Origin of the sequence: Clostridium sp. UBA871 (assembly GCF_002295255.1) — a bacterium.
GTDB lineage: Bacteria > Bacillota > Clostridia > Clostridiales > Clostridiaceae > Clostridium_J > Clostridium_J sulfidigenes.
Genome location: NZ_DBFV01000004.1, coordinates 718,092 through 738,103, shown reverse-complemented (window position 1 = coordinate 738,103; position 20,012 = coordinate 718,092). Strand labels below are relative to the sequence as shown.

The following is a 20,012-nucleotide window of genomic DNA, read 5'->3' as shown; positions in this document are numbered from 1 at the left end:
AATTTGAAATGGAGAACAAAGCAGTTTGTTTTATATTTATGGGAAATCTTTATCTATGTCCATACATAACTAAATATCTTGAACACATAGATTACCCTTTTGACATTATATATTGGAATCGTGATGGAATCAAAGAAGATATAAGGGCAAGAAACGTTTATAGCTTTGAATATGAGTTAAACAATACAAATCATAAATTCGAAAAATTGAAAGGTTATTGGTATTTTAAAAAGTATGCTACAAAGATACTTAAAGAAAATAGTTATGATGGAGTTATAGTATTACAAACTATAGCTGGAATTCTACTACATGAAGTATTGAGAAAACAATATTTTAATAAGTTTATTTTAGATATAAGAGATTATACTTTAGAAAAAAACAAAATATTTTATTATATTGAAAAAAAAGTTATTAAGGCATCTGCTTTTACTGTAATTTCATCGGAAGGTTTTAAAAAATTTTTACCTGAGTTTGAATATGTAATTTTACATAATAATAGAATGTTAGATAAAACTATGGTTTCAAAAATTAAAAAACGAAGTAAACTTACAAATAAACTTGTAATAGCTTTTATTGGATTTATCAGTTATCAAGAGCAACATAAGAAATTACTAAAGATATTTAAAAATGATGAAAGATTTGAATTGTACTTTATTGGAAAAGATGCTGAAAAGTTGATACCATTTTGTAAAGAAAATGATATCAATAATGTCAAAATAGAAGGAAAGTTTTTGCCACAAAATATTTTGTATTTTTATGAGAATGTTAATATTATTAATAATCTATACGGAAATAACACACCTATATTAGACTATGCATTATCAAATAAATTATATTTTGCAGCAGAACTGAGGATGCCAATATTAGTATGTGAGAAAACATTTATGGAAGAAATATCCAAAAAATATGACTTAGGGTACACAGTGAATTTTAATGATCCAGAAATTTGCAATAAGATTTATAATTATTATCATAATATAGGTTGGAAAGTTTTTGAGCAGAATTGTGATTTGTTTTTACAGAAAGTTAATGATGAAAATAAAAACTTTGAAACAAAAGTAAAAAAGTTTATCAAAGGAGAACGAAATGATTAAGGTATTGCACATAGTTCCAGCATTAGATGGTGGAGGAGTAGAAAACTTACTATTAAATTACTATAATAATATAAATAGAAATATCTTCAAATTTGATTTTATTGTGTTTGGGCAAGAAAAAGGTGCTCTTGAATCTACTTTTGAGAAACTAGGTTCAAAAATTTATCATATACCACCAAGACATGTAGCTTTTTTTTCTAGTCTTAAACAAATGAAAAAAATTATATGCTCTAATAGATATGATATTGTGCATACTCATCAAAATAGAATGTCATTTATTCCATTATTTTTTGCCGAAATATGTGGAATACAGATGAGAATAGCTCATAGCCATATGGCATATGAACCAGAAAACCTATTAAAAAAAATTGAAAGAAAATTATGTTCATGGTTAATTAAATGCTATGCAACAGAGTGGTTTGCTTGTGGGATAGATGCAACAAAATGGCTATATGGTAAAAAAGCTGTCACAAATGTTAAAGGTTATATTATGAATAATGCTATAAATATTGAAAAATTTATCTTCAATGAGAATACAAGACGAATAACACGAAAAGAACTAGATATTGAAGGGAAATTTGTTATAGGCAATGTGGGCAGATTATCTTATCAGAAAAATCATGAATTTCTTATTAGAATTTTTAATGAAATCTATAAACTTAATAAGAATGCAATCTTATTGTTAGTAGGTAGAGGAGAACTTGAAAATGAAGTGAGAGAGCAAGTTGAAAATCTTGGATTACAAGAGGTGGTGAAATTTTTAGGTGTTCGAAATGATGTGCCACAACTTTTACAGGCTATGGACGTATTTTTACTACCATCAAGATATGAAGGATTAGGTATTGTCTATATAGAAGCTCAAGCTACAGGCTTAGCTAGTTTTGGATCAGACAAAGTTGTACCAAAAGAGGCAAAAATAACAGATTTAATGCATTTCATAGATCTAAAAGAATCTCCTAAATATTGGGCAAGTGAAATACTCAAATATGATAACGGATATGAAAGAAATGATTTATCCGTAGAAATTGTAAATAGAGGATATGATATAAAAAGAGAAGCTAGAAAGTTGGAATTAATTTATGAGAAAAGTAAAAAATAATTCAAGTGAAAATGTTTTTTCTATATCAGAAATATTATCTTTAATTTTTATAGTTATGCTCAGTATTTTAGCAGGGATAATAATATTGCTTGATTCATCTAGACCATCTCATTATGAATGGCTTCCTATATTACCAATTAGTTTTGGAATTATAAATATATTTTCTTTGAAAATATATCACAACATATTTAAAAAAGGTGCCTATATAATTGTTATATTTCTATATTTAGTACGCAATGTTATTACACCATTAATTATGAGATTTGGGGATTATTATGGGTTCTTCAAAATTATCAATGTTGAAAATGTTAATAAAGCAATTATGTTAATGATATATGAAACGGTAAGTGTGTTCATATTTTTATTATTATTGAATTGTAAAACTATAAAGATACGTAAACCGAAATTAAAAAGCAAAATAGCGACAAAATTACAAATAAAATTATTCTCATTGATAATAGTAACTCTTACTGTTATATGTATATTTGCATATCTTAGAGTACCTGAAATAAAATTAAATTATACAACAATTTTTCAAAGCTCAAAAGCTGTGGGTGCATTAGGGGCATATGAATTGTTACCATCAGGATCAATAAATAGAATACTATATACATTATTTAATTTTTGTTTTAACATCATACAACTATTTATTTCAGTATGGCTAATATATAACACTAGAAAAGTCATTGGAGCAAATATAATTAGTTTACTTACATCTTTACTTGTAGTATTTTTTCAATTTTTCTTTATGACAGGCGAAAATGCGTACACATTTATGATAGCATTTATTTTAATCAAAATTATATATAAATTATATAATAACCAAAGAAAAAAATTAAATATTATTATTGGATTAGCAGGATTAACTTTATTGGTTGTTATTTATATTGCAAAAGCTAATACGGTAACAACTGGATCGCATTTATCAGATTTATCGCAAATGTTTCAAGCTTATTTTCCAGGTGTTTGTAATATGTCAGGTGTATATAATATAAGTAATCCTAATAAGTTATCAACTTTATTTTATGATTTTTATTATATGATACCTTTTAGGGAAACTTTATTTGGTTGGTCAGGAGAGCGCTTGGCTGCTGTTTATACTGCTCAAAATGTAGCACCTTCACAAATAATACCTTGCATCGGACAGGCATATTATTATCTAGGATTTATATTTGCACCTCTTGTTCCGTGTTTTTTTATATATGTTGCAGTGAAATATAAAGATATGACAATGAATCAAAGCAATATTTGGAAATATGCAACGTATACATTACTTTGCTTGTTTGCGGCAGTAACACCGGTTATGTATAATGCCACTATTTTTGGTTTAAGATTTTTTGGTACTATATTACCAATGATGATTATTTCTTCTTATTCTAAAGATGAGACAGTTAAAAAAAACATATAAATAATAATAACGTAACAAGAATCGAAGATGTACAACAACTTATAGTATAAATATAAAAGTTATTCATGAAAAATGGAGGGGCAAAATGCTATCACCTAAAATTAGAAGATTAGAGCAAAATAATAGATTTATAAGAAGTTTATTTTATATCTTAAGAAAAACTAATACTTCATTTCAAAATTTAAAGTTTGAAGTTAAAGCCAGATTAAGAGTATTAGGATTTGAAGATAAAAACTATGTGAAAATAAAAAAAATAAAAAATATTTATAATAACGCTCGTTGTTTTATTATTGCAACAGGACCAAGTCTTACAATAGAGGATATGGAGAAATTGAAAAATGAATATACTTTTGGAATGAACTCAATATGCCTTATATTTGATAGAACAGATTTTAGACCATCATATTTTGGGATACAGGATGTGCATGTATATGAAAAAGTAAAGAAAAATCTAAGTGCTTATTGTAAGGAGAATGTGTTTGTTAGTAGTAATATTTGCAAAGTGTACAACACTCCGAAAGAATGGATTAAATTTCCTTTGAATTTAAGTTATCATGCATTTCAAATAAGATATGGTCAAGAGTATTTTGCGAAATTTAGTGATGATTGTTACAACGTAGTTTATGATGGGTCTTCAATAACTTATTCGTTAATTCAAATTGCTGCTTATATGGGATTTCAAGAAATATATTTACTGGGATGTGATTGTAGCTATTCTGATGATAAAAATAAACAACATTTTATTGAAACGGGTCACTATGATCCTACATATAAAACTGCTGGTGAACGCATGATTGCTGCATATAAAGCAGCAAAAGAGTATGCTGATGCACATGGTATTAAAATATATAATGCAACTAGAGGTGGCATGTTGGAGGTCTTTCCACGTGTAGATTTAGATGAAGTTTTAGGAGTTAAGGAGATAAAATGAGTTCAATAGTAAAAATACTTAAAAATAAAAATGCTAAGGCTGGTTCTTTTTATTTAATAGGTAATATATTTAATAAAGCAATTGTATTTTTAACTATTCCAATTTTTACAAGATTAATGTCTACAACAGATTTTGGAATAGTTAACACATATATGTCTTGGGTTTCTATTTTATCATTAATAGTAGGACTTTCATTAGGTAGTTCAATACGGAGTGCATATATGGATTTTAAGGATAGTTTGGAAGAGTATATTTCTTCTATACTTTTTCTTTCGCTAATTAACTTTGTTATATCGTCTACACTAATTATTACGTTTTCATATTTATTTATAAAGCAAATAGATATATTTTTGATTTTGCTATGCTTAATTCAATCTTATATGACATTTATATCAAATACTATAAGTGTTAAATATATGGTTAAAATGGATTATGTTAAAAATACACTTTTATTAGCATTACCAAATACAATTGTTGCAATTTTATCAGTACTTTTTTTAATAAACATGGATAGTCATAAGTATCTTGGGAGAATAATTCCATATGTTATAGTTACATCAATATTAGGGTGTTATTATCTTATAAGATATTTTGTTAAGGAGAAAACTTTTGTAAATAGAACATACTGGAAATATGCAGTTTTATTATCAATACCACTTATTTTTCATGGATTATCTGTTAATGTTTTAAGTGTTTCAGATAGAACAATGATAACTGCTTTTAGAAGTGCTTCAGAAACGGGTATTTATAGCTTAGTTTACAATTTAAGTATGATTCCATTAGTTGTAACCACATCAATGGAAAGTATATGGATACCTTGGTTCAATAACAAATTGCAAAATGGCGAGAGAAATATTATAAATAGAAATGTAAAAATATACATTGAAATAATAGTAATTGTAATGATAGGATTACTTTTTATAGGCCCAGAAATTCTTGTAGTAATGGCGCCGAAAGAATATTGGAGTGGTAAGATATTAATACCACCAATATTATTAGCTTCGTTCTTTATATTTTTATATTCTATTTCAGTTGATTTAGAATATTATTATAAATCAACTAAAATTATTGCAACTAATACCATAATCGCTGCATTTGTAAATCTTGGTCTTAATTTTATTTTTATACCGAAGTATGGAGCGATAGCCGCAGCATATACAACTGTTATAGCATATATAGTATCTTTTGTAGTTCATTATAATGCTGCTAGAAAACTTGATAATCAGTTATTTCCATTTAGTGTTTATGTTAAACCAATTCTAATAATGGTTATTGCTGTATTCATTTCATATTTAATAATGAATAAGTTTATTATGAGATGGACAATAGTTATAATTGGACTAGGATTATATGCAGTTATATCATATAAAAAACATAGATTTACAATTTTATTAAAACAATAGCAAGTCCTCTCTGGCTTTCGCCCCCCAGGGTGGTTACAAGATTGTATTAGAAGCCAATTTGCTTATGATACAAGAATCTCTAAAAGCAATACTTGTCCTTTTAGGTCAGAGACATCAAGAGAATTGCAAGATAATCCAGTTTTTTCAATGGAGTGCGATTAGATTATTTATGATATTGAAACTGTTACATATTTTTCATTACAACTTGCAAGCGTATATGGTATTCAAACGAAATTATCTTTTGGGGATGGATAATAGGTATGTATATAGTTTTACAAGAGATGGACAAGGTGTAAAAAATGAAGGTGTTATTTCCTACTTTAGTAATAATGGAGGAAAAGAGCCTGATCCATCGACGGTCGTATCTACATGGGAGTTGGACGAGGCATATGATTATGATGAAAAATATTCTAAAAAAATGGTTTTAGAATATTTATTGCTACTAGAGGTAGGTTCTTGGAAAGTTTTGAAAGAGTTTCTCTCGATAATTTACTGGAACCGTAAAGCGATTAGAACAAAGCTGGATATGCTAAGAGATGTGTGCAATATAATTTGACTGGATGATAATATGGGATTTAATGGAGTATATTTGTTAGAATGCGACTGTATGGTTTCTATTTACACAGTAAACAAGAAAATGATTCCTTTTCTGCTAACTCAGCTGATTAAAATAAAATGAAGTAGATGGGGGAGTTGTAGATTAATAGCATGTAAAAAATCAACCAAACCTTTAAAGGAACTTTTGAGATTTTATTAGAAATATTTACGTCCCGAAAGCAAAATAGAGTTCAGTTAAATGGTACACGGCAAGGCGACTTCTAAAATCTATTCTGCGATAAGTGAATATTCCAACGATACGTCCGCGCCCCTATGGTTTCTTGGAACAAGAATATTCTAGGTAAGAGTTGCAGATATTTTAAAACATGGACAAAAATAATTATTGAAAGGAAGGAGAGCATTCTGTAAGAATGCGGAAATTTTTATGAAAACAGTAGCATTAATCCCAATAAAATTGGGAAGTAAAAGAGTGCCAAAAAAGAACATCAAACCTTTTTTTGACGGAACACCTCTGATGACATTCATTCAGCGTGTTTGTTTGGAATCAGATCGTATCGATGAGACTTACATCTACTGTTCAGATGAATCTATTAAGGAATATGTGCTTCCAGGGATAAAGTTTTTGAAACGTCCAGAATTTTTAGATGGAGATTCAATGAACGCGAATGACATCATCAGAGAGTTCATGAAATCAGTTGATGCAGATATTTATGTTAACACACACACAACATCTCCGTTTGCTAAGGTGAGCACAATAAATACCTGTGTCGATAAAGTTGCGTCCGGAGAATACGATAGTGCATTTTGTGCTGAAAGTTTGAAAACTTTTATGTGGAAGGATGGAAAGCCTATCAATTTCGATCCGGACCATTTTCCAAGAACACAAGATTTGCCTTTAATATACGCAGAAACTTGCATTGCCTATGTGTTCAAGAAGGAGACTTTTGAAAAGTTCGACAGAAGAGTTGGAGATAATCCATTTATTTGTGAGGTGGGAAAGATTGAAGCCATGGATATAGATTATCCAGAAGATTTTGAGATTTGTGATTCGATTTACAAGGAGGTAATGAGTAAATGAACGTTCAAATAACGGATTGTACTATTAGAGACGGGGGGTACTTGTTAAATAAAAATTCAGAGCCCGAATTTGTAAAGGGAGTCATTAGCGGATTGGTTTCTGCTGGCATTGATTTTATTGAAACAGGATTTCTGCAAAATAAGGTAAATGAAGAAACAATTGTTTATCATAATTCAAAAGATATAGTAAAGTATTTGCCTGAGGATTGTAAGAATTCGAACTACATGGGTTTTTGTGATAATAGTCGTTATTCTGTAGATAACCTTGACGAATACGATGGGAAGTCTTTTAAGTGGTTAAGGATCTCTTTCGCAAAACATGAAATTGATTCTTCATTAGAATTTTGCCAGGCCGCCATGAAAAAAGGGTATCTAGTTCAATTCAATCCAATGGACTCAATTAGCTATTCTTTTGAGGAGAGGGAAGAGTTAATAAACAAAGTGAATACGATTAAGCCGGATGCTTTTTCTATTGTCGATACATTTGGTGCTATGTATCTCGATGATCTTACTAAGATTTTTAGGCAGGTTGATGTGTTGCTTGATAAGGATATCAAGATAGGTCTTCATTCGCACGATAATTTGGGGCTTTCTTGTGCACTTGCTGAACATATGGTTATGTTAGCAGAAGAAACAGATCGAGACATAATCATTGATGGCTCATTATTTGGTATGGGGAGAGGAGCTGGTAATGCTTCCACAGAATTGCTTGCAGATTATTTAAACAAAAAATGTGGAAAGAACTACAATATACCAGCTCTATTGGAAACTATTGATAAATATATCGCACCTATGCGCTGTGATATTCACTGGGGGTATGATCTTCCGATGTACATTTGTGGTAGTGAACATTCACATGTTGATAATGTTTACTACTTGAGGGATCATTGCAACTGCTCTACAAGGGAAATGTATGAAGTTATTAGCGCATTGACCCCATCTCAGAGGACAAGATACGGAGCTAACTATTCTAAGACAGATTTTACAGATTTGCAGAAGATATATGACGGACTGAAACTGGAGGTGAAGGAATAAATGAATTGCTCAGATTACTTAGTTGATTTTTTGATTAAAAAGGGAGTAACTGATGTGTTTGGTTACTCTGGAGGGTATATAGTTCCATTTATGGATGCTCTTTATGCAAGAAAAGACGAAATAACTGTTCATGTGTGTTATAACGAGCAAGGATGCTCGTTCGCTGCTAACGGTTATGCCCGTACAAGTGGAAAATTAGGTGTATACTTCACGACTTCTGGTCCTGGGGCTGTAAATGCTCTTGGAGGATTAGTGGATGCTTGGTTCGATGGAATACCAATTATGGGTATTTGCGGTAATGTACCTACGAATGAAATGAAAGGTTTTTCAGGGATTCGTCAGAATGGGTTCCAAGAGATGGATATTGTTTCATTAACACGTTCAATTACAAAGTATTCAGTTACACCAAATAGTGCAGAAGATTTTCCAGAAATAATTGCAAGAGCTTATAATATGGCAATGCTAGGACATAAAGGAGGGGTTATCATTGATTTTCCGTACAACATCCAGAAAACCAGTATTGGTTGTAGGTAATGGAGCAAGATCGGCTGGAGCAACTGAATTAATTCATGAATTTACAAAGAAGACCCATATTCCTGTTCTTACAACACTTAATGCTGTTGACTTGGCACAGGACGATATTAGAATAGGTTTTATTGGTACTTACGGCAATCGTGTTGCTAATATGATTCTTAATGAATGTGATTTACTAATATCTGTTGGGGCAAAACTCGGATTAAGACAGATTGGCCATATAACAGAAAGGTTTGCGCCAAAGGCAGAATTGATAAGAGTGGATATTGACCAGTATGAGTTAAGTCGCAATATAAAGGATAATGAAGAAAAGCATTTAATGGATGCAAAAGATTTCATGAAAATTCTATTAGAAGAAAATATCCCAGATTATTCTGAGTGGTTCAATAAATGCAAGAAGGCAAAAGAAGTATTAGATGGAATTGATAATGTCACTGGAAATATGGCAATTGAAAAGATATCTTCCCTTTTGCCAGAAAATCCGGTGGTAGCTATTGATATTGGTCAACATATGTGCTGGAGTGCACAGTCATTATCATTAAAAGGTAATTATGGTAGAATTCTCATTGGTGGTAGCTATGGTTCTATGGGATGTGGTTTACCATATGCAATAGGTGCATCTATTTCAAATAAAAATGGACTGATATTCTGCATAACAGGTGATGGGGGTCTTCAAATGAATATTCAAGAACTTGAAACCGTAAGACGTGAGAAATTACCAATAAAAATTCTTGTTATTAATAATGAGGTACTGGGAAAAATTAGTGAGATTCAAGAAGGATCTTACAATGCTAGATTCGCGCAGACCACAAAGGAAAGCGGATATACAGTTCCGGCTTTTGAAAAAATAGCAGAAGCTTATGGCATTAAAGCAGCTGCAATTGCATCGTATGAGGAACTTGACAAGTATACGGATTGGCTCGCGGATAATGATCCATGTTTAATTAACATTCATATTCCTGAAGCTACTTTACTGATACCAAAGATCAAATGGGAAACTTGTACTATTAAGCCAGATCTTGATGATAAGACTATGGCTCAAGTACAAAGTTTCATTGGTTAAATATCGATTAGGTTCCTAGTAGATATAATAGTGCTATTAGGGCCTTGAACTATAATAAGTGTAAAGGTGGAAATCTCGAATGATTAAATTTTTAGCGATGGATGTTGATGGCACATTAACTGATGGTAAAGTGTATATGGGCAACGATGGTGAGTCATTTAAGGTCTTTGATATAAAAGATGGATGTGGTATAAAAGAGATACTGCCTACATATGGGATTGTTCCAATCATTATTACTGCAAGAGATAGCAAAATTCTCTTGAATAGATGTGCAGAATTAGGAATTACTGAAATTCATCAATGTGTAAGAAAAAAACTCGATTGTTTAAGAGAAATTGTTAAAAAATATTCGACAGATAAAGAGCATTATACTCTTCAAAATGTTGCGTATGTTGGCGATGATATACTAGATTTGCAATGCATGGAAACAATAAAGCAAGCTGGAGGTTTAGCTGCATGCCCAAGTGATGCTGTTGAAAAGGTAATTGAGTGTTGTGATTATATTGCTCCCCACAAAGGTGGAGAGGGCGCTGTGCGTGATGTAGTTGAATACCTAGTAGCTGCTATTAATAAAGAACGAACACCTAAAAATAAGGAACTAAGCAATAGAATCGCACAGGCAATTAGTTTTATTTCCCAATTGGACTTTAACGCACTTACAGTTGGAAAATACGAAGTAGAAGATGGATTTTTCTACTTCGTTCAAGAATATGAGGCTTTTGATGAGAACGATAGTATTTACGAGTCTCATAAAAAATATATTGATATACAATGGTTAGTAGAAGGATATGAAAAATTGTTAGTTACAGATATTAGAAATTTAAAAATATCTGATCAATATGATGAAGCAAGAGATGTAATTCATTACGCAGAATCTGATAATATGTCTGGAATGATTCTGAGTAAAGGAAGTTGTGCGATTCTGTTTCCAAATGATGCGCACAGAGCTGTATGTGTTAATAGAAAAAAATGCATAATCAAAAAGGTAGTTGGGAAGATGAAAATCGATTTAGAGTAATACACATAGACTTATATTAAATGGTATCAAGGTAAAAAATAAAAAAGTGGAAGGATATAAATGATGAAAAAAATAATGCTCGTCTTCGGTACTCGTCCAGAGGCAATAAAGATGTCCCCCTTGGTTAAGGAATTGAAGATAAGAAAGAATATGGAAATAGTTGTATGTGTTACCGGGCAGCATCGTCAAATGTTGGACCAGGTACTGGATGCTTTTGATGTTGTACCAGATTATGATTTATCTATAATGAAGGAAAAACAGACATTGTTTGATGTAACAATAAATATTCTTGAAACAATGAAAGAAGTCTTAGAAGAAGTAAAGCCAGACGTGGTATTGGTCCACGGCGATACTTCTACTACTTTTGTTACTTCTCTTGCTTGTTTTTATATGCAGATACCGGTTGGACATGTTGAGGCTGGGCTTAGAACTTATAATATTTATTCTCCATATCCTGAGGAATTTAATCGCCAAGCTGTTGGTATAGTGGCCAAGTATAATTTTGCACCGACGGAAACGTCCAAGCAAAACCTTATTAAAGAAGGGAAAAACCCTGCAACTATTTATGTTACTGGAAATACTGCTATAGATGCATTAAAGACTACTGTTAGGGAAGATTATACTCATGACCAACTTAAATGGGCAGAAGGTAGTAGACTTATTATGATAACTGCTCATAGAAGAGAGAATCTAGGTGAGCCTATGAGAAATATGTTTAGGGCCATTAAAAGGATAGTAGATGAAACACCAGATATTAAAGCTATTTATCCTATTCATATGAATCCTGTAGTAAGACAAGCTGCAAATGAAATTCTTGGAGATTGTGATAGGATTAGAATAATTGAGCCACTTGATGTATTAGATTTTCATAATTTCCTTTCTAGGTCTCATTTGATTTTAACTGATAGTGGTGGTATCCAGGAAGAAGCTCCAAGTTTAGGTAAGCCTGTGCTTGTTATGCGTGATACTACAGAGAGACCTGAAGGAATAACCGCTGGTACGTTAAAATTAGTGGGAACTGATGAAGAGATTATTTATAATACATTTAAGTTATTACTTGAGGATAAATTAGAATATGAAAAAATGAGCCATGCAAGTAATCCATATGGTGATGGTTTTGCAAGTAAGAGAATAGCAGATATTTTGGAGGGTCTAGGCACTTCTGTCCAAGAAGCTGAAACATTAGAGGAAGTTGCTGCTTCAAAATAGTCTTTAAATACTAGGAGATTGAAATATGAAGGATATAGATATTAGAAATTTATTAGGTAGGGATGCAATACAACTTAAATCAGAGCATATTGATAGGTATATCAAGGATAAGGTTATTCTTGTAACTGGTGGTGGAGGAAGTATTGGTTCAGAGATAATTAGGCAAATAACTAAATTTTCACCAAAGAAAATTCTTATTTTAGATATATATGAAAACAATGCTTATGATTTACAAATGGAGCTTAATAGAGACTGTCCCCAGCTGTGTAAAAGTGTGATAATTACTTCAGTGAGGGATTTGGTAAGAATGGATCAGGTATTTTGCCAGTATAGACCTGATGTGGTATTTCATGCTGCTGCTCATAAGCATGTTCCTCTGATGGAAGAGAATATGGCTGATGCAATTAAAAACAACATAATAGGCACCTATAATGTTGTTAAGTGCGCCCATAAGTATGTAGTAGATAAGTTTGTATTAATAAGTACAGATAAAGCTGTGAATCCTACTAATATAATGGGAGCTACTAAGAGGTTTTGTGAACTTATAGTACAAGCTTTTAATGAAGTTAGTAAAACTGATTTTGTAGCTGTGAGATTTGGAAATGTTTTAGGAAGTAATGGTTCTGTGATACCACTATTTAAAAGGCAGATTGAAAAAGGTGGACCTGTCACAGTTACACATCGAGAGATAACTAGGTTCTTCATGACTATACCAGAAGCAGCTCAGCTTGTAATTCAAGCAGGAGGCTTTGCAGAGGGGGGAGAAATATTTGTCCTTGATATGGGGAAGCCAGTTAAGATGGTGGAGCTAGCTAAGGAGTTAATAGCTCTTTCAGGTTATAAACCAGAGGTTGATATAAAGATAGAGTATATAGGCCTAAGACCAGGAGAAAAACTTTATGAAGAACTACTCATGGATGAAGTTGCATTAACTTCTACAGAACACGATAAAATCTTTGTAGAAAAACCTAAAGAAGCAAATATAGACTTCATAGAATTATCTATAAAAGAATTTAAAAACGTAGACAATATGTCTAAAGAAGAAATTATAAAATTAATGAAAGAAAAGGTTCCTACTTACTACCCTATGGGGTTAGATTACGGGGTATCCCCAATAGCTGAAATCTCGCAAACCCTTGCTACGTAAACTACTAGTTAACTAGTTATATAGTTTTATAGTTAAATATGGATAAAGTTATAAAGTTAACTAGGTTTATAGCTTTATATTTATATAGTTTCCTAAGGAAAATTTTAAATAGTTAAATATAATAAAATGTAATGGGGTCAGACCCCATTACATTTTATTATATTATTAGTAAGGCGTACTACATGCTAGTGCAATTATAAAGAAGAATATATATATAGCAACGGTAAAAATGATTGAAGCTATGAATCCAAACAATGACCATTTACCTATAGCATCTGAACTTCTTGGTTTATTATCCTTCCACATAAAATAAACTATTATTCCAACGATAGGAAAGCAACAAGCTATTATATTTGCAATGGTGTCAGGCTCATCTTTTACTATTGGATGGCCATAATTATATGAATTATTATTATTATTCATTGATTGCTGGTTATTTGGATTTGTAGCATTGCCACATTCAGGACAGAAGGTGACGTTATCTAGAATTTCTTTTCCACATTTAGAACAATACATATGCGAATCCTCCTTAAAAATTAAGTTAGTTTTTTATTTGATTTTTGGGTTACCACAGTGTATACAGAATTTAGCATCAACACTTATTACTTTTTTGCAATTATTACAAAGAGTTTCATTTTCATCCATATTTGAAATGGCATTTGTATCACTCACTATAGGAGTACCACAAGTTGTGCAGAATTTACTGTCAGGGTTAAGTGGGGTTTTACAGTTTCTACAAACATTATCGAGATTATCTAGTACAAGTTTTTCATTAAAGTTTATAGAATTTGTGATAACTCTCTTTTTAAATATCAATTTACTAATAAATAAAGTTAATGAAACGAACAATATAAGTATTGGAGAATACTTAAGGTTTCCAAAAATGAAATCACCCAAGCCAGTAAAATAATTATCATTAAAAGTCATACTCAATACAAAACATCTGATAAAAGAGTATAATGAAAATGATGTTATAATCCCAAGGTTTATTAATAATATTTGTATAACTAAGTCAATAGTTTTAGATTTATTTTTGAAATATGAACTTATCAAGTATGATATTAGAATCGTAATAATATATATTCCGTAATAACATAATTCTAATAATAAGAATGGCACATTATCTATGCTAATATCATTTTTGAACATATTTATGGGTATAGCTAAAATTGGACCTAGAAATAAAAAAATGCAAGTACTTAATCCCACGTCTAAGATGTTAGAGGAAGCATACCCTATAAACACTAGAATTGCTAAGAGGAAGCATAATATAACCTCATAAAGTACATCATTAAAAGGTACAAAATCTATAATTAAAGATGTAATTATAGCTATAGAAGTGGCAATGGCAAGACAAATTATTTTTTTAGTATTAATGGATTTTTTATCATAATTAATCATTCTATTTAATTCCTCCAATGAGGCATATATTATAGGCCTCTCAAAATTTTTTGTAATTTAACTCCATGACTATAACCAAGTTTTCCAATAAAAATAATAATATATATTGTAGCAATGCCAGCTAAAATACCTGTGATTAGCCTTCTTGTATTTGTACTTGTCCACTTTCCTAAGTATTGTCCTATACCATCAATTCCGATAGGTATCAATAGAACAAAACTAAACATCAAGGGTATTTCTATGAAAAATGCCATTAGTAATGCTATTAAGTATCCAATTAATATACCAGTGCAACGAGCACAAATAGGAAACTGCTTTCCTTTATAAAAGAATGAACGCTCAGGTAGCTTGTGACATATAAAAAGATAGTCAAGTATTTTCATATTTTGATTTTTTCCTTTCTCATTAAAACCCATTAGTTGCTAGCCTAAACACAATGAATAATATGTATACAATTATGATTTTATGCGGATTTTGATTAAAGTAGTAGCTAATATATTAAGCTACTACTTTAATCAAAACATTATAATGTAAAAAATAATTAAAAGTTTACAGTTATTCTAGTAAGAAGAAAATGAACTTCCAGCTAAGCCTAATATAATACAGAGTATGTATATAATAGCTACGGCAATAACCCCACCGATGGCCCATTTGCAAACTGCACTTGAACTCTTTGGTTTTGTATCCTTCCAAACTAAATAAAGTACTAGTCCAACTATTGGAAAACAACAACTTGCTATGTTTGCAAGGGTGTTTGGCTCATCGTTAACAATTGGTTGCCCATTGTTATATGTATTTTGAATATTTCCCATTGATTGTTGTTGGCTAGTTGGATTTGTATTATTGCCACATTCAGGACAGTAGATGGCATTGTCAGGAATTGATTTCCCGCATTTTGAACAAAACATGTATATATCCCCCTTAAAATTAAAATATTGTATAAATTCCATTAACAATTGTATCATTTATTGTAGAAATAGTAAACAATTTAGGTACAAAAGTAACTCCCTAAGCCTGCTGAGGCAAAATAAGACATATTCACGATTTGTTCACAATTATTGTTGTACTTATAGTAAGTGGATGCAGCATAACGGAGCCCATTTAACTTTAGGAACTCTTTTTTCTCTACAACGAGCATTTATGGTGAGCCGGTAGGTAGAAAGAATTTTGCTTCCTCACCAGGGTTTGAATTTATCAAATTAAAGGAAATTATAAGAGAAACATTAAAATATATAGATTAAGCTTATAATCATGATAAAATAAACATAGAAGATTATAGTGAGATGACAATAATAATGGATGATATTATGAAATTAATTAAAGATAGTGGAATAGATATTGATATGCTCTATGATGTTATAGCCTTATGTGCTTTTGGAAGTTATTTAGTAGCAACAGAAAATTATATACATAATAAATCAGGGGTAGAATAGCGTTAGTTTACTATGGGGTCAGATTTGTTCCATAAAATGGGAGAAAGTCTGACCCCAATTTTAAATTACATTTGGTTACCTGTTGGTTCAGATATACTCTTAAGAGCATCTTGGGCATTGTCAGAAAGAATAGGTTCAAGGGAAATATCTCCTAGTGAAACAATACCTACAAGACTATTATTTTCTACGATTGGAAGTCTACGTATCTGTTCTCTACTCATTATTTCAGCAGCATCATGAACATCCATTTCTGGGTTCCCTACAGTAGGGTTTGAAGTCATGATATTTCTCACTTTTGTTTGAGCTGAATCCTGACCTGAGGCTACAGACCTTAAAGCAATATCACGATCAGTAACAATACCATTTATCATTTTGTTACTACATACTGGTATGGAGCCAACATTATATTGTTTCATAAGTTGAGCAGCCTTTTCAATAGAATCCTCTGGGGTTAAACAAGCAACATCTTTTGACATGATTTCTTTTACTTTCATAAATTTCACCTCCATATATAGAGTAACCAATTAAATTATTATTTATTAGCTTGATATGCTGAAATTTTTGTGAAATTCATACTAGATATAGATCTATATATCAGGCTATAAAGGTCAATAAAGTCTAAAAGATTTTTAAATTAGCCTAAAAAATGCAAAATATCCTAAAAACAACCTATAAATTATAGCAAAATAGTTACAATTTTTTAATATTTATGGTAATATGATAAATAGGGGTTGACTGAATTATTAAAGTCAGACCATTCGCTAGAGAAATGAGGGGATAATTATGGGAAAAAAACTAATTTCACTTATTTTAGGCTTATCATTAACTTGTACTGTTTCGGCACCTGCCTTTGCTGCAGAATTAGAGGTAGATAAAGAAACAAAAAAAGTACAAGCTATAGAGAAACTTGAAAAGCTAAGTGATGAAACAGTGGAACTAAAGGAAAATGATGGACAAGTCTTTTTATCAGGAGAGCTTTCTGATAAAGAAGTTCCAGGCGAGGGTTCAGCAACTAAATTTTTAGAGGAAAACAAAGAGCTCTTTGGAATTGACAATACAAAAGAGGAACTAAAGGTTGTTGAAGTAAATAAAGATGACATAGGGGATACTTTTGTAAAGTTTGCACAAGTTATTGAGGGAACAGAAGTAGATAACAGTTTAATAAATGTGCACTATGATAAAAATGGAGTTATAGTTAGTGTTAACGGTAACCTTGAAGAAAATAAAGAAATCACTACTCTTGGTAGTAAGGTTATTTCTCCTGAGGAAGCTATTGAAATAGCAAAAAGTCAATTTGAAATTAAAAAATTAAAAAAGACGCCAAAGGCTGAAAAGTTAGTAATAACTGAAGATGGTGTGAACTATGAAGTTTACAAGATAAATATTTTCTTTATGGAGCCTACCATAGGAAATTATGATGTTTTTGTTGAAGTAAATTCTGGTAAGGTAATTAAAATAGAAGATAAGATTAGATATAATAATCCAGTAACTGGAACAGGCATTGATGTTCTTGGAAAAACTAGAGAGTTAAATTTGAATCAATCTGGAGATCAATATCAAATGATTGATTTAACAAATAAGGGTAGCATATATACCTATGATGCAAAGAATGGCATTAGTGATGGAGATTTAGTTTCAAATACTACTGGAAAGTTTACAACTGAAGCTGATAAGTCGCCAGTTAGCGCACATCATAATGCGGGTAAGGTAATTAGCTTCTATAAAAATGTATTTCAAAGAGATAGTCTAGATAACAATGGAATGGATGTTCACTCTTTTACACACTTTGACTTGAATTATAATAATGCCTTTTGGAGTGGTGGTGTAATGATTTATGGAGATGGAGATGGAGAAGAATTTACATATCTTAGCGGAGATTTAGATGTGGTTGGCCATGAAATGACTCATGGAGTAATAGAGTATACAGCTGACCTTGCATATCATAATCAATCGGGTGCATTAAATGAATCTATGGCTGATGTGTTTGGAGTACTTATTTCAACTTATGATAAGTATAATGTTGCTAATAGAGGAACTTGGAAGTTTGACTCAGCTGATTGGGTTGTAGGAGATGATATTTATACTCCTAACATTCAAGGTGATGCTTTAAGAAGTTTAAAAGACCCTACCCTATATGGTCAACCAGCACATATGACTGAGTACTATGAGCTTGCTGATACAAAAGATGAAGATTGGGGAGGAGTTCATATTAACTCAGGGATTCCAAATAAAGCAGCATATAATATAGCTAAAAGTATAGGAATGGATAAGACTGCAAGGATATATTACAGAGCATTAACTCAGTACATGCATGCGGATACTAATTTTCAACAAGCAGCATACTGCCTTGTACAAGCAGCAGCTGACTTATATGGAAAAGGATCTAATGAGATCACTGTAATAAAGAATAGTTTTGCTTCAACTGGAGTGGCATATAAAGGACAGAAACCAGTTATTTCAGGAGTTACAGCTAAGAATGTAACAGTTGGAAATGTGTTTGATACAAAAGCTGGAGTTACAGCTGCAGATCTTGAAGACGGAAGCTTAACTTCAAAAATAGCTGTTAGTGGAACCATAAATACAAATAAAGTAGGTAAATACACTTTAACTTATACAGTAACAGATAGCGATGGAAACAAGGTAAGTATACCTAGAGTTATTAATGTTGTTGCTAGAAATGTACAAATTAATGCATTAATAGGTACTGATAGATACGATACAGCAGTTAGACTAAGTAAGGGTCAATTTACAACTGCAAACACTGTAATGATAGCAAATGGTGGAGCTTTAGCAGATGGATTAGCTGCTACACCACTAGCAACCTTTAAAAAAGCACCTTTACTTTTAACAGAAGCAAGTAGTCTCCCAGAAGGAACTAAAGGTGAAATAAAGAGATTAGGTGCAAAAAATGCTATTATTGTAGGTGGAAGTGGAGTAGTTAATGACAGTGTAATAAAGGATTTAAAAGCACTAGGTGTAACTAACGTGGAGAGAATTGGTGGAAAAGATAGATATGAGACATCTTTAGAGATTGCTAAGTATATTGATAAAAATTGCTATGAAGTAAGTAAAGTAGTTATAAGTAATGGACATGGTGAAGCAGACGCTCTATCCATAGCTTCCGTAGCAGGTAGAGATAAGATGGCAATAGTTTTAGTAGAAAAGGATACAATTCCAACGAAAGTTTATAGTTGGTTACAATCAGAATCTCTACAAAATGCCTATATCATAGGTGGTACTGGGGTAGTTTCTGATAATGTACTAAGTAAGGTTAATGGAATCACTTCAGGAAATATAACAAAGAATAGATTAGGTGGCAAAGATAGATATGCAACTAATGCCATGGTTATAGATAAATTCTATGGAAGTGTTGTAAATAAAACTTATATAGCAAAAGGATATGAATTAATAGATGCTCTAGCAGCAGGTCCAGTTGCAGCCCTTAATGGATCACCAGTGGTTTTATCAGATGATGACTTAACAACAGAACAAAAAACTGTACTAGATAAGAGATTTGGAAATATAATCATAAGAACTGGTGGCGGAATTGCAGATAAAGCAGTAAATTCTTTAAAAAGTTGCATTCAACAGTAATTAAGTAA

At 31.3% G+C, this 20,012-nt stretch carries 19 protein-coding genes and 1 pseudogene; 15 read left to right on the top strand and 5 right to left on the bottom strand.

Translation table 11 applies throughout. The annotated features are described in order from the left end of the window. The first annotated feature begins 8 nt into the window (after positions 1-8). The 13 genes and pseudogenes from B3086_RS09560 to B3086_RS09500 form a co-directional block, all read left to right on the top strand. Positions 9-1,094 carry a hypothetical protein gene (locus tag B3086_RS09560; protein WP_346893288.1) on the top strand — a complete coding sequence of 362 codons (1,086 nt, stop codon included), beginning with the start codon at positions 9-11 and terminating at the stop codon, positions 1,092-1,094. After that, positions 1,087-2,193: a glycosyltransferase family 1 protein gene (locus tag B3086_RS09555; RefSeq protein ID WP_346893286.1), complete on the top strand. Its 1,107-nt coding sequence runs from the start codon at positions 1,087-1,089 to the stop codon at positions 2,191-2,193. Before B3086_RS09560 ends, B3086_RS09555 begins: the two co-directional genes overlap by 8 nt. Continuing rightward, positions 2,174-3,601 carry a hypothetical protein gene (locus tag B3086_RS09550; protein WP_346893284.1) on the top strand — a complete coding sequence of 476 codons (1,428 nt, stop codon included), beginning with the start codon at positions 2,174-2,176 and terminating at the stop codon, positions 3,599-3,601. Before B3086_RS09555 ends, B3086_RS09550 begins: the two co-directional genes overlap by 20 nt. A gap of 85 nt (positions 3,602-3,686) precedes the next feature. After that, positions 3,687-4,532 carry a 6-hydroxymethylpterin diphosphokinase MptE-like protein gene (locus tag B3086_RS09545; RefSeq protein ID WP_346893282.1) on the top strand — a complete coding sequence of 282 codons (846 nt, stop codon included), beginning with the start codon at positions 3,687-3,689 and terminating at the stop codon, positions 4,530-4,532. Beyond that, the gene (locus B3086_RS09540) at positions 4,529-5,935 is read left to right on the top strand and encodes an oligosaccharide flippase family protein (RefSeq protein ID WP_346893280.1); all 1,407 of its coding nucleotides are present in this window, start codon (positions 4,529-4,531) and stop codon (positions 5,933-5,935) included. The genes B3086_RS09545 and B3086_RS09540 overlap by 4 nt, the downstream gene beginning before the upstream one ends. Before the next feature lie 247 nt (positions 5,936-6,182). Continuing rightward, positions 6,183-6,491, top strand: coding sequence for a hypothetical protein (locus B3086_RS09535; RefSeq protein ID WP_346893278.1), 309 nt, complete (start codon positions 6,183-6,185; stop codon positions 6,489-6,491). Between the two features lie 426 nt (positions 6,492-6,917). Beyond that, a complete protein-coding gene (locus B3086_RS09530) occupies positions 6,918-7,571 on the top strand; it encodes an acylneuraminate cytidylyltransferase family protein (protein WP_346893276.1) in 654 nt (217 codons plus the stop codon). After that, positions 7,568-8,605, top strand: a complete 1,038-nt coding sequence (locus tag B3086_RS09525; protein WP_346893274.1) for a hypothetical protein — start codon at positions 7,568-7,570, stop codon at positions 8,603-8,605. Before B3086_RS09530 ends, B3086_RS09525 begins: the two co-directional genes overlap by 4 nt. Beyond that, positions 8,606-9,139 carry a thiamine pyrophosphate-binding protein gene (locus B3086_RS09520; protein WP_346893272.1) on the top strand — a complete coding sequence of 178 codons (534 nt, stop codon included), beginning with the start codon at positions 8,606-8,608 and terminating at the stop codon, positions 9,137-9,139. Continuing rightward, on the top strand, positions 9,093-10,202 hold the full coding sequence (locus B3086_RS09515; protein WP_346893270.1) for a thiamine pyrophosphate-binding protein: 1,110 nt from the start codon (positions 9,093-9,095) through the stop codon (positions 10,200-10,202). Before B3086_RS09520 ends, B3086_RS09515 begins: the two co-directional genes overlap by 47 nt. Before the next feature lie 79 nt (positions 10,203-10,281). Further along, the gene (locus tag B3086_RS09510) at positions 10,282-11,220 is read left to right on the top strand and encodes a YhcH/YjgK/YiaL family protein (RefSeq protein ID WP_346893268.1); all 939 of its coding nucleotides are present in this window, start codon (positions 10,282-10,284) and stop codon (positions 11,218-11,220) included. Between the two features lie 63 nt (positions 11,221-11,283). Beyond that, a complete protein-coding gene (gene wecB / locus B3086_RS09505; RefSeq protein ID WP_346893366.1) occupies positions 11,284-12,429 on the top strand; it encodes a non-hydrolyzing UDP-N-acetylglucosamine 2-epimerase in 1,146 nt (381 codons plus the stop codon). A 40-nt stretch (positions 12,430-12,469) separates the two neighbouring features. Continuing rightward, positions 12,470-13,576, top strand: a pseudogene (locus B3086_RS09500) (UDP-N-acetylglucosamine 4,6-dehydratase family protein); the annotation flags it as partial. Between the two features lie 165 nt (positions 13,577-13,741). Here the strand turns inward: B3086_RS09500 and B3086_RS09495 are convergent. The 4 genes from B3086_RS09495 to B3086_RS09480 all read right to left on the bottom strand — a co-directional run bounded on the left by B3086_RS09495 (position 13,742) and on the right by B3086_RS09480 (position 15,885). Further along, complete coding sequence (locus B3086_RS09495) at positions 13,742-14,092, bottom strand: zinc ribbon domain-containing protein (protein ID WP_346893266.1); 351 nt, start codon at positions 14,090-14,092, stop codon at positions 13,742-13,744. A gap of 33 nt (positions 14,093-14,125) precedes the next feature. After that, on the bottom strand, positions 14,126-14,977 hold the full coding sequence (locus B3086_RS09490) for a zinc ribbon domain-containing protein (protein WP_346893264.1): 852 nt from the start codon (positions 14,975-14,977) through the stop codon (positions 14,126-14,128). Positions 14,978-15,006: 29 nt separating this feature from the next. Further along, positions 15,007-15,393 (bottom strand): DUF2085 domain-containing protein, encoded by a 387-nt coding sequence (locus B3086_RS09485; protein WP_346877331.1) that lies wholly within the window; start codon positions 15,391-15,393, stop codon positions 15,007-15,009. A gap of 144 nt (positions 15,394-15,537) precedes the next feature. Then, complete coding sequence (locus B3086_RS09480; protein ID WP_346877332.1) at positions 15,538-15,885, bottom strand: zinc ribbon domain-containing protein; 348 nt, start codon at positions 15,883-15,885, stop codon at positions 15,538-15,540. Positions 15,886-16,284: 399 nt separating this feature from the next. Here B3086_RS09480 and B3086_RS09475 point away from each other — a divergent pair, with 399 nt between their 5' ends. After that, complete coding sequence (locus B3086_RS09475; protein WP_346893262.1) at positions 16,285-16,410, top strand: hypothetical protein; 126 nt, start codon at positions 16,285-16,287, stop codon at positions 16,408-16,410. A gap of 65 nt (positions 16,411-16,475) precedes the next feature. On the opposite strand, the gene B3086_RS09470 is transcribed toward B3086_RS09475, so the two are convergent. Beyond that, positions 16,476-16,904 carry a CBS domain-containing protein gene (locus tag B3086_RS09470; protein WP_035129150.1) on the bottom strand — a complete coding sequence of 143 codons (429 nt, stop codon included), beginning with the start codon at positions 16,902-16,904 and terminating at the stop codon, positions 16,476-16,478. A 289-nt stretch (positions 16,905-17,193) separates the two neighbouring features. Here B3086_RS09470 and B3086_RS09465 point away from each other — a divergent pair, with 289 nt between their 5' ends. Beyond that, a complete protein-coding gene (locus B3086_RS09465) occupies positions 17,194-20,004 on the top strand; it encodes a M4 family metallopeptidase (RefSeq protein WP_346893260.1) in 2,811 nt (936 codons plus the stop codon). The last annotated feature ends 8 nt before the right edge of the window (positions 20,005-20,012 follow it).

Bases quoted from the DNA above. Each gene is read 5' to 3' on its own strand.
- wecB (WP_346893366.1), top strand. From the start codon at position 11,284: ATGAAAAAAATAATGCTCGTCTTCGGTACTCGTCCAGAGGCAATAAAG.
- B3086_RS09475 (WP_346893262.1), top strand. From the start codon at position 16,285: ATGAAATTAATTAAAGATAGTGGAATAGATATTGATATGCTCTATGAT.
- B3086_RS09530 (WP_346893276.1), top strand. From the start codon at position 6,918: ATGAAAACAGTAGCATTAATCCCAATAAAATTGGGAAGTAAAAGAGTG.
- B3086_RS09510 (WP_346893268.1), top strand. From the start codon at position 10,282: ATGATTAAATTTTTAGCGATGGATGTTGATGGCACATTAACTGATGGT.
- B3086_RS09485 (WP_346877331.1), bottom strand. From the start codon at position 15,393: ATGGGTTTTAATGAGAAAGGAAAAAATCAAAATATGAAAATACTTGAC.
- B3086_RS09555 (WP_346893286.1), top strand. From the start codon at position 1,087: ATGATTAAGGTATTGCACATAGTTCCAGCATTAGATGGTGGAGGAGTA.
- B3086_RS09540 (WP_346893280.1), top strand. From the start codon at position 4,529: ATGAGTTCAATAGTAAAAATACTTAAAAATAAAAATGCTAAGGCTGGT.
- B3086_RS09490 (WP_346893264.1), bottom strand. From the start codon at position 14,977: ATGATTAATTATGATAAAAAATCCATTAATACTAAAAAAATAATTTGT.
- B3086_RS09495 (WP_346893266.1), bottom strand. From the start codon at position 14,092: ATGTATTGTTCTAAATGTGGAAAAGAAATTCTAGATAACGTCACCTTC.
- B3086_RS09545 (WP_346893282.1), top strand. From the start codon at position 3,687: ATGCTATCACCTAAAATTAGAAGATTAGAGCAAAATAATAGATTTATA.
- B3086_RS09560 (WP_346893288.1), top strand. From the start codon at position 9: ATGGAGAACAAAGCAGTTTGTTTTATATTTATGGGAAATCTTTATCTA.
- B3086_RS09520 (WP_346893272.1), top strand. From the start codon at position 8,606: ATGAATTGCTCAGATTACTTAGTTGATTTTTTGATTAAAAAGGGAGTA.
- B3086_RS09525 (WP_346893274.1), top strand. From the start codon at position 7,568: ATGAACGTTCAAATAACGGATTGTACTATTAGAGACGGGGGGTACTTG.
- B3086_RS09465 (WP_346893260.1), top strand. From the start codon at position 17,194: ATGGGAAAAAAACTAATTTCACTTATTTTAGGCTTATCATTAACTTGT.
- B3086_RS09550 (WP_346893284.1), top strand. From the start codon at position 2,174: ATGAGAAAAGTAAAAAATAATTCAAGTGAAAATGTTTTTTCTATATCA.
- B3086_RS09480 (WP_346877332.1), bottom strand. From the start codon at position 15,885: ATGTTTTGTTCAAAATGCGGGAAATCAATTCCTGACAATGCCATCTAC.
- B3086_RS09470 (WP_035129150.1), bottom strand. From the start codon at position 16,904: ATGAAAGTAAAAGAAATCATGTCAAAAGATGTTGCTTGTTTAACCCCA.
- B3086_RS09535 (WP_346893278.1), top strand. From the start codon at position 6,183: ATGGATAATAGGTATGTATATAGTTTTACAAGAGATGGACAAGGTGTA.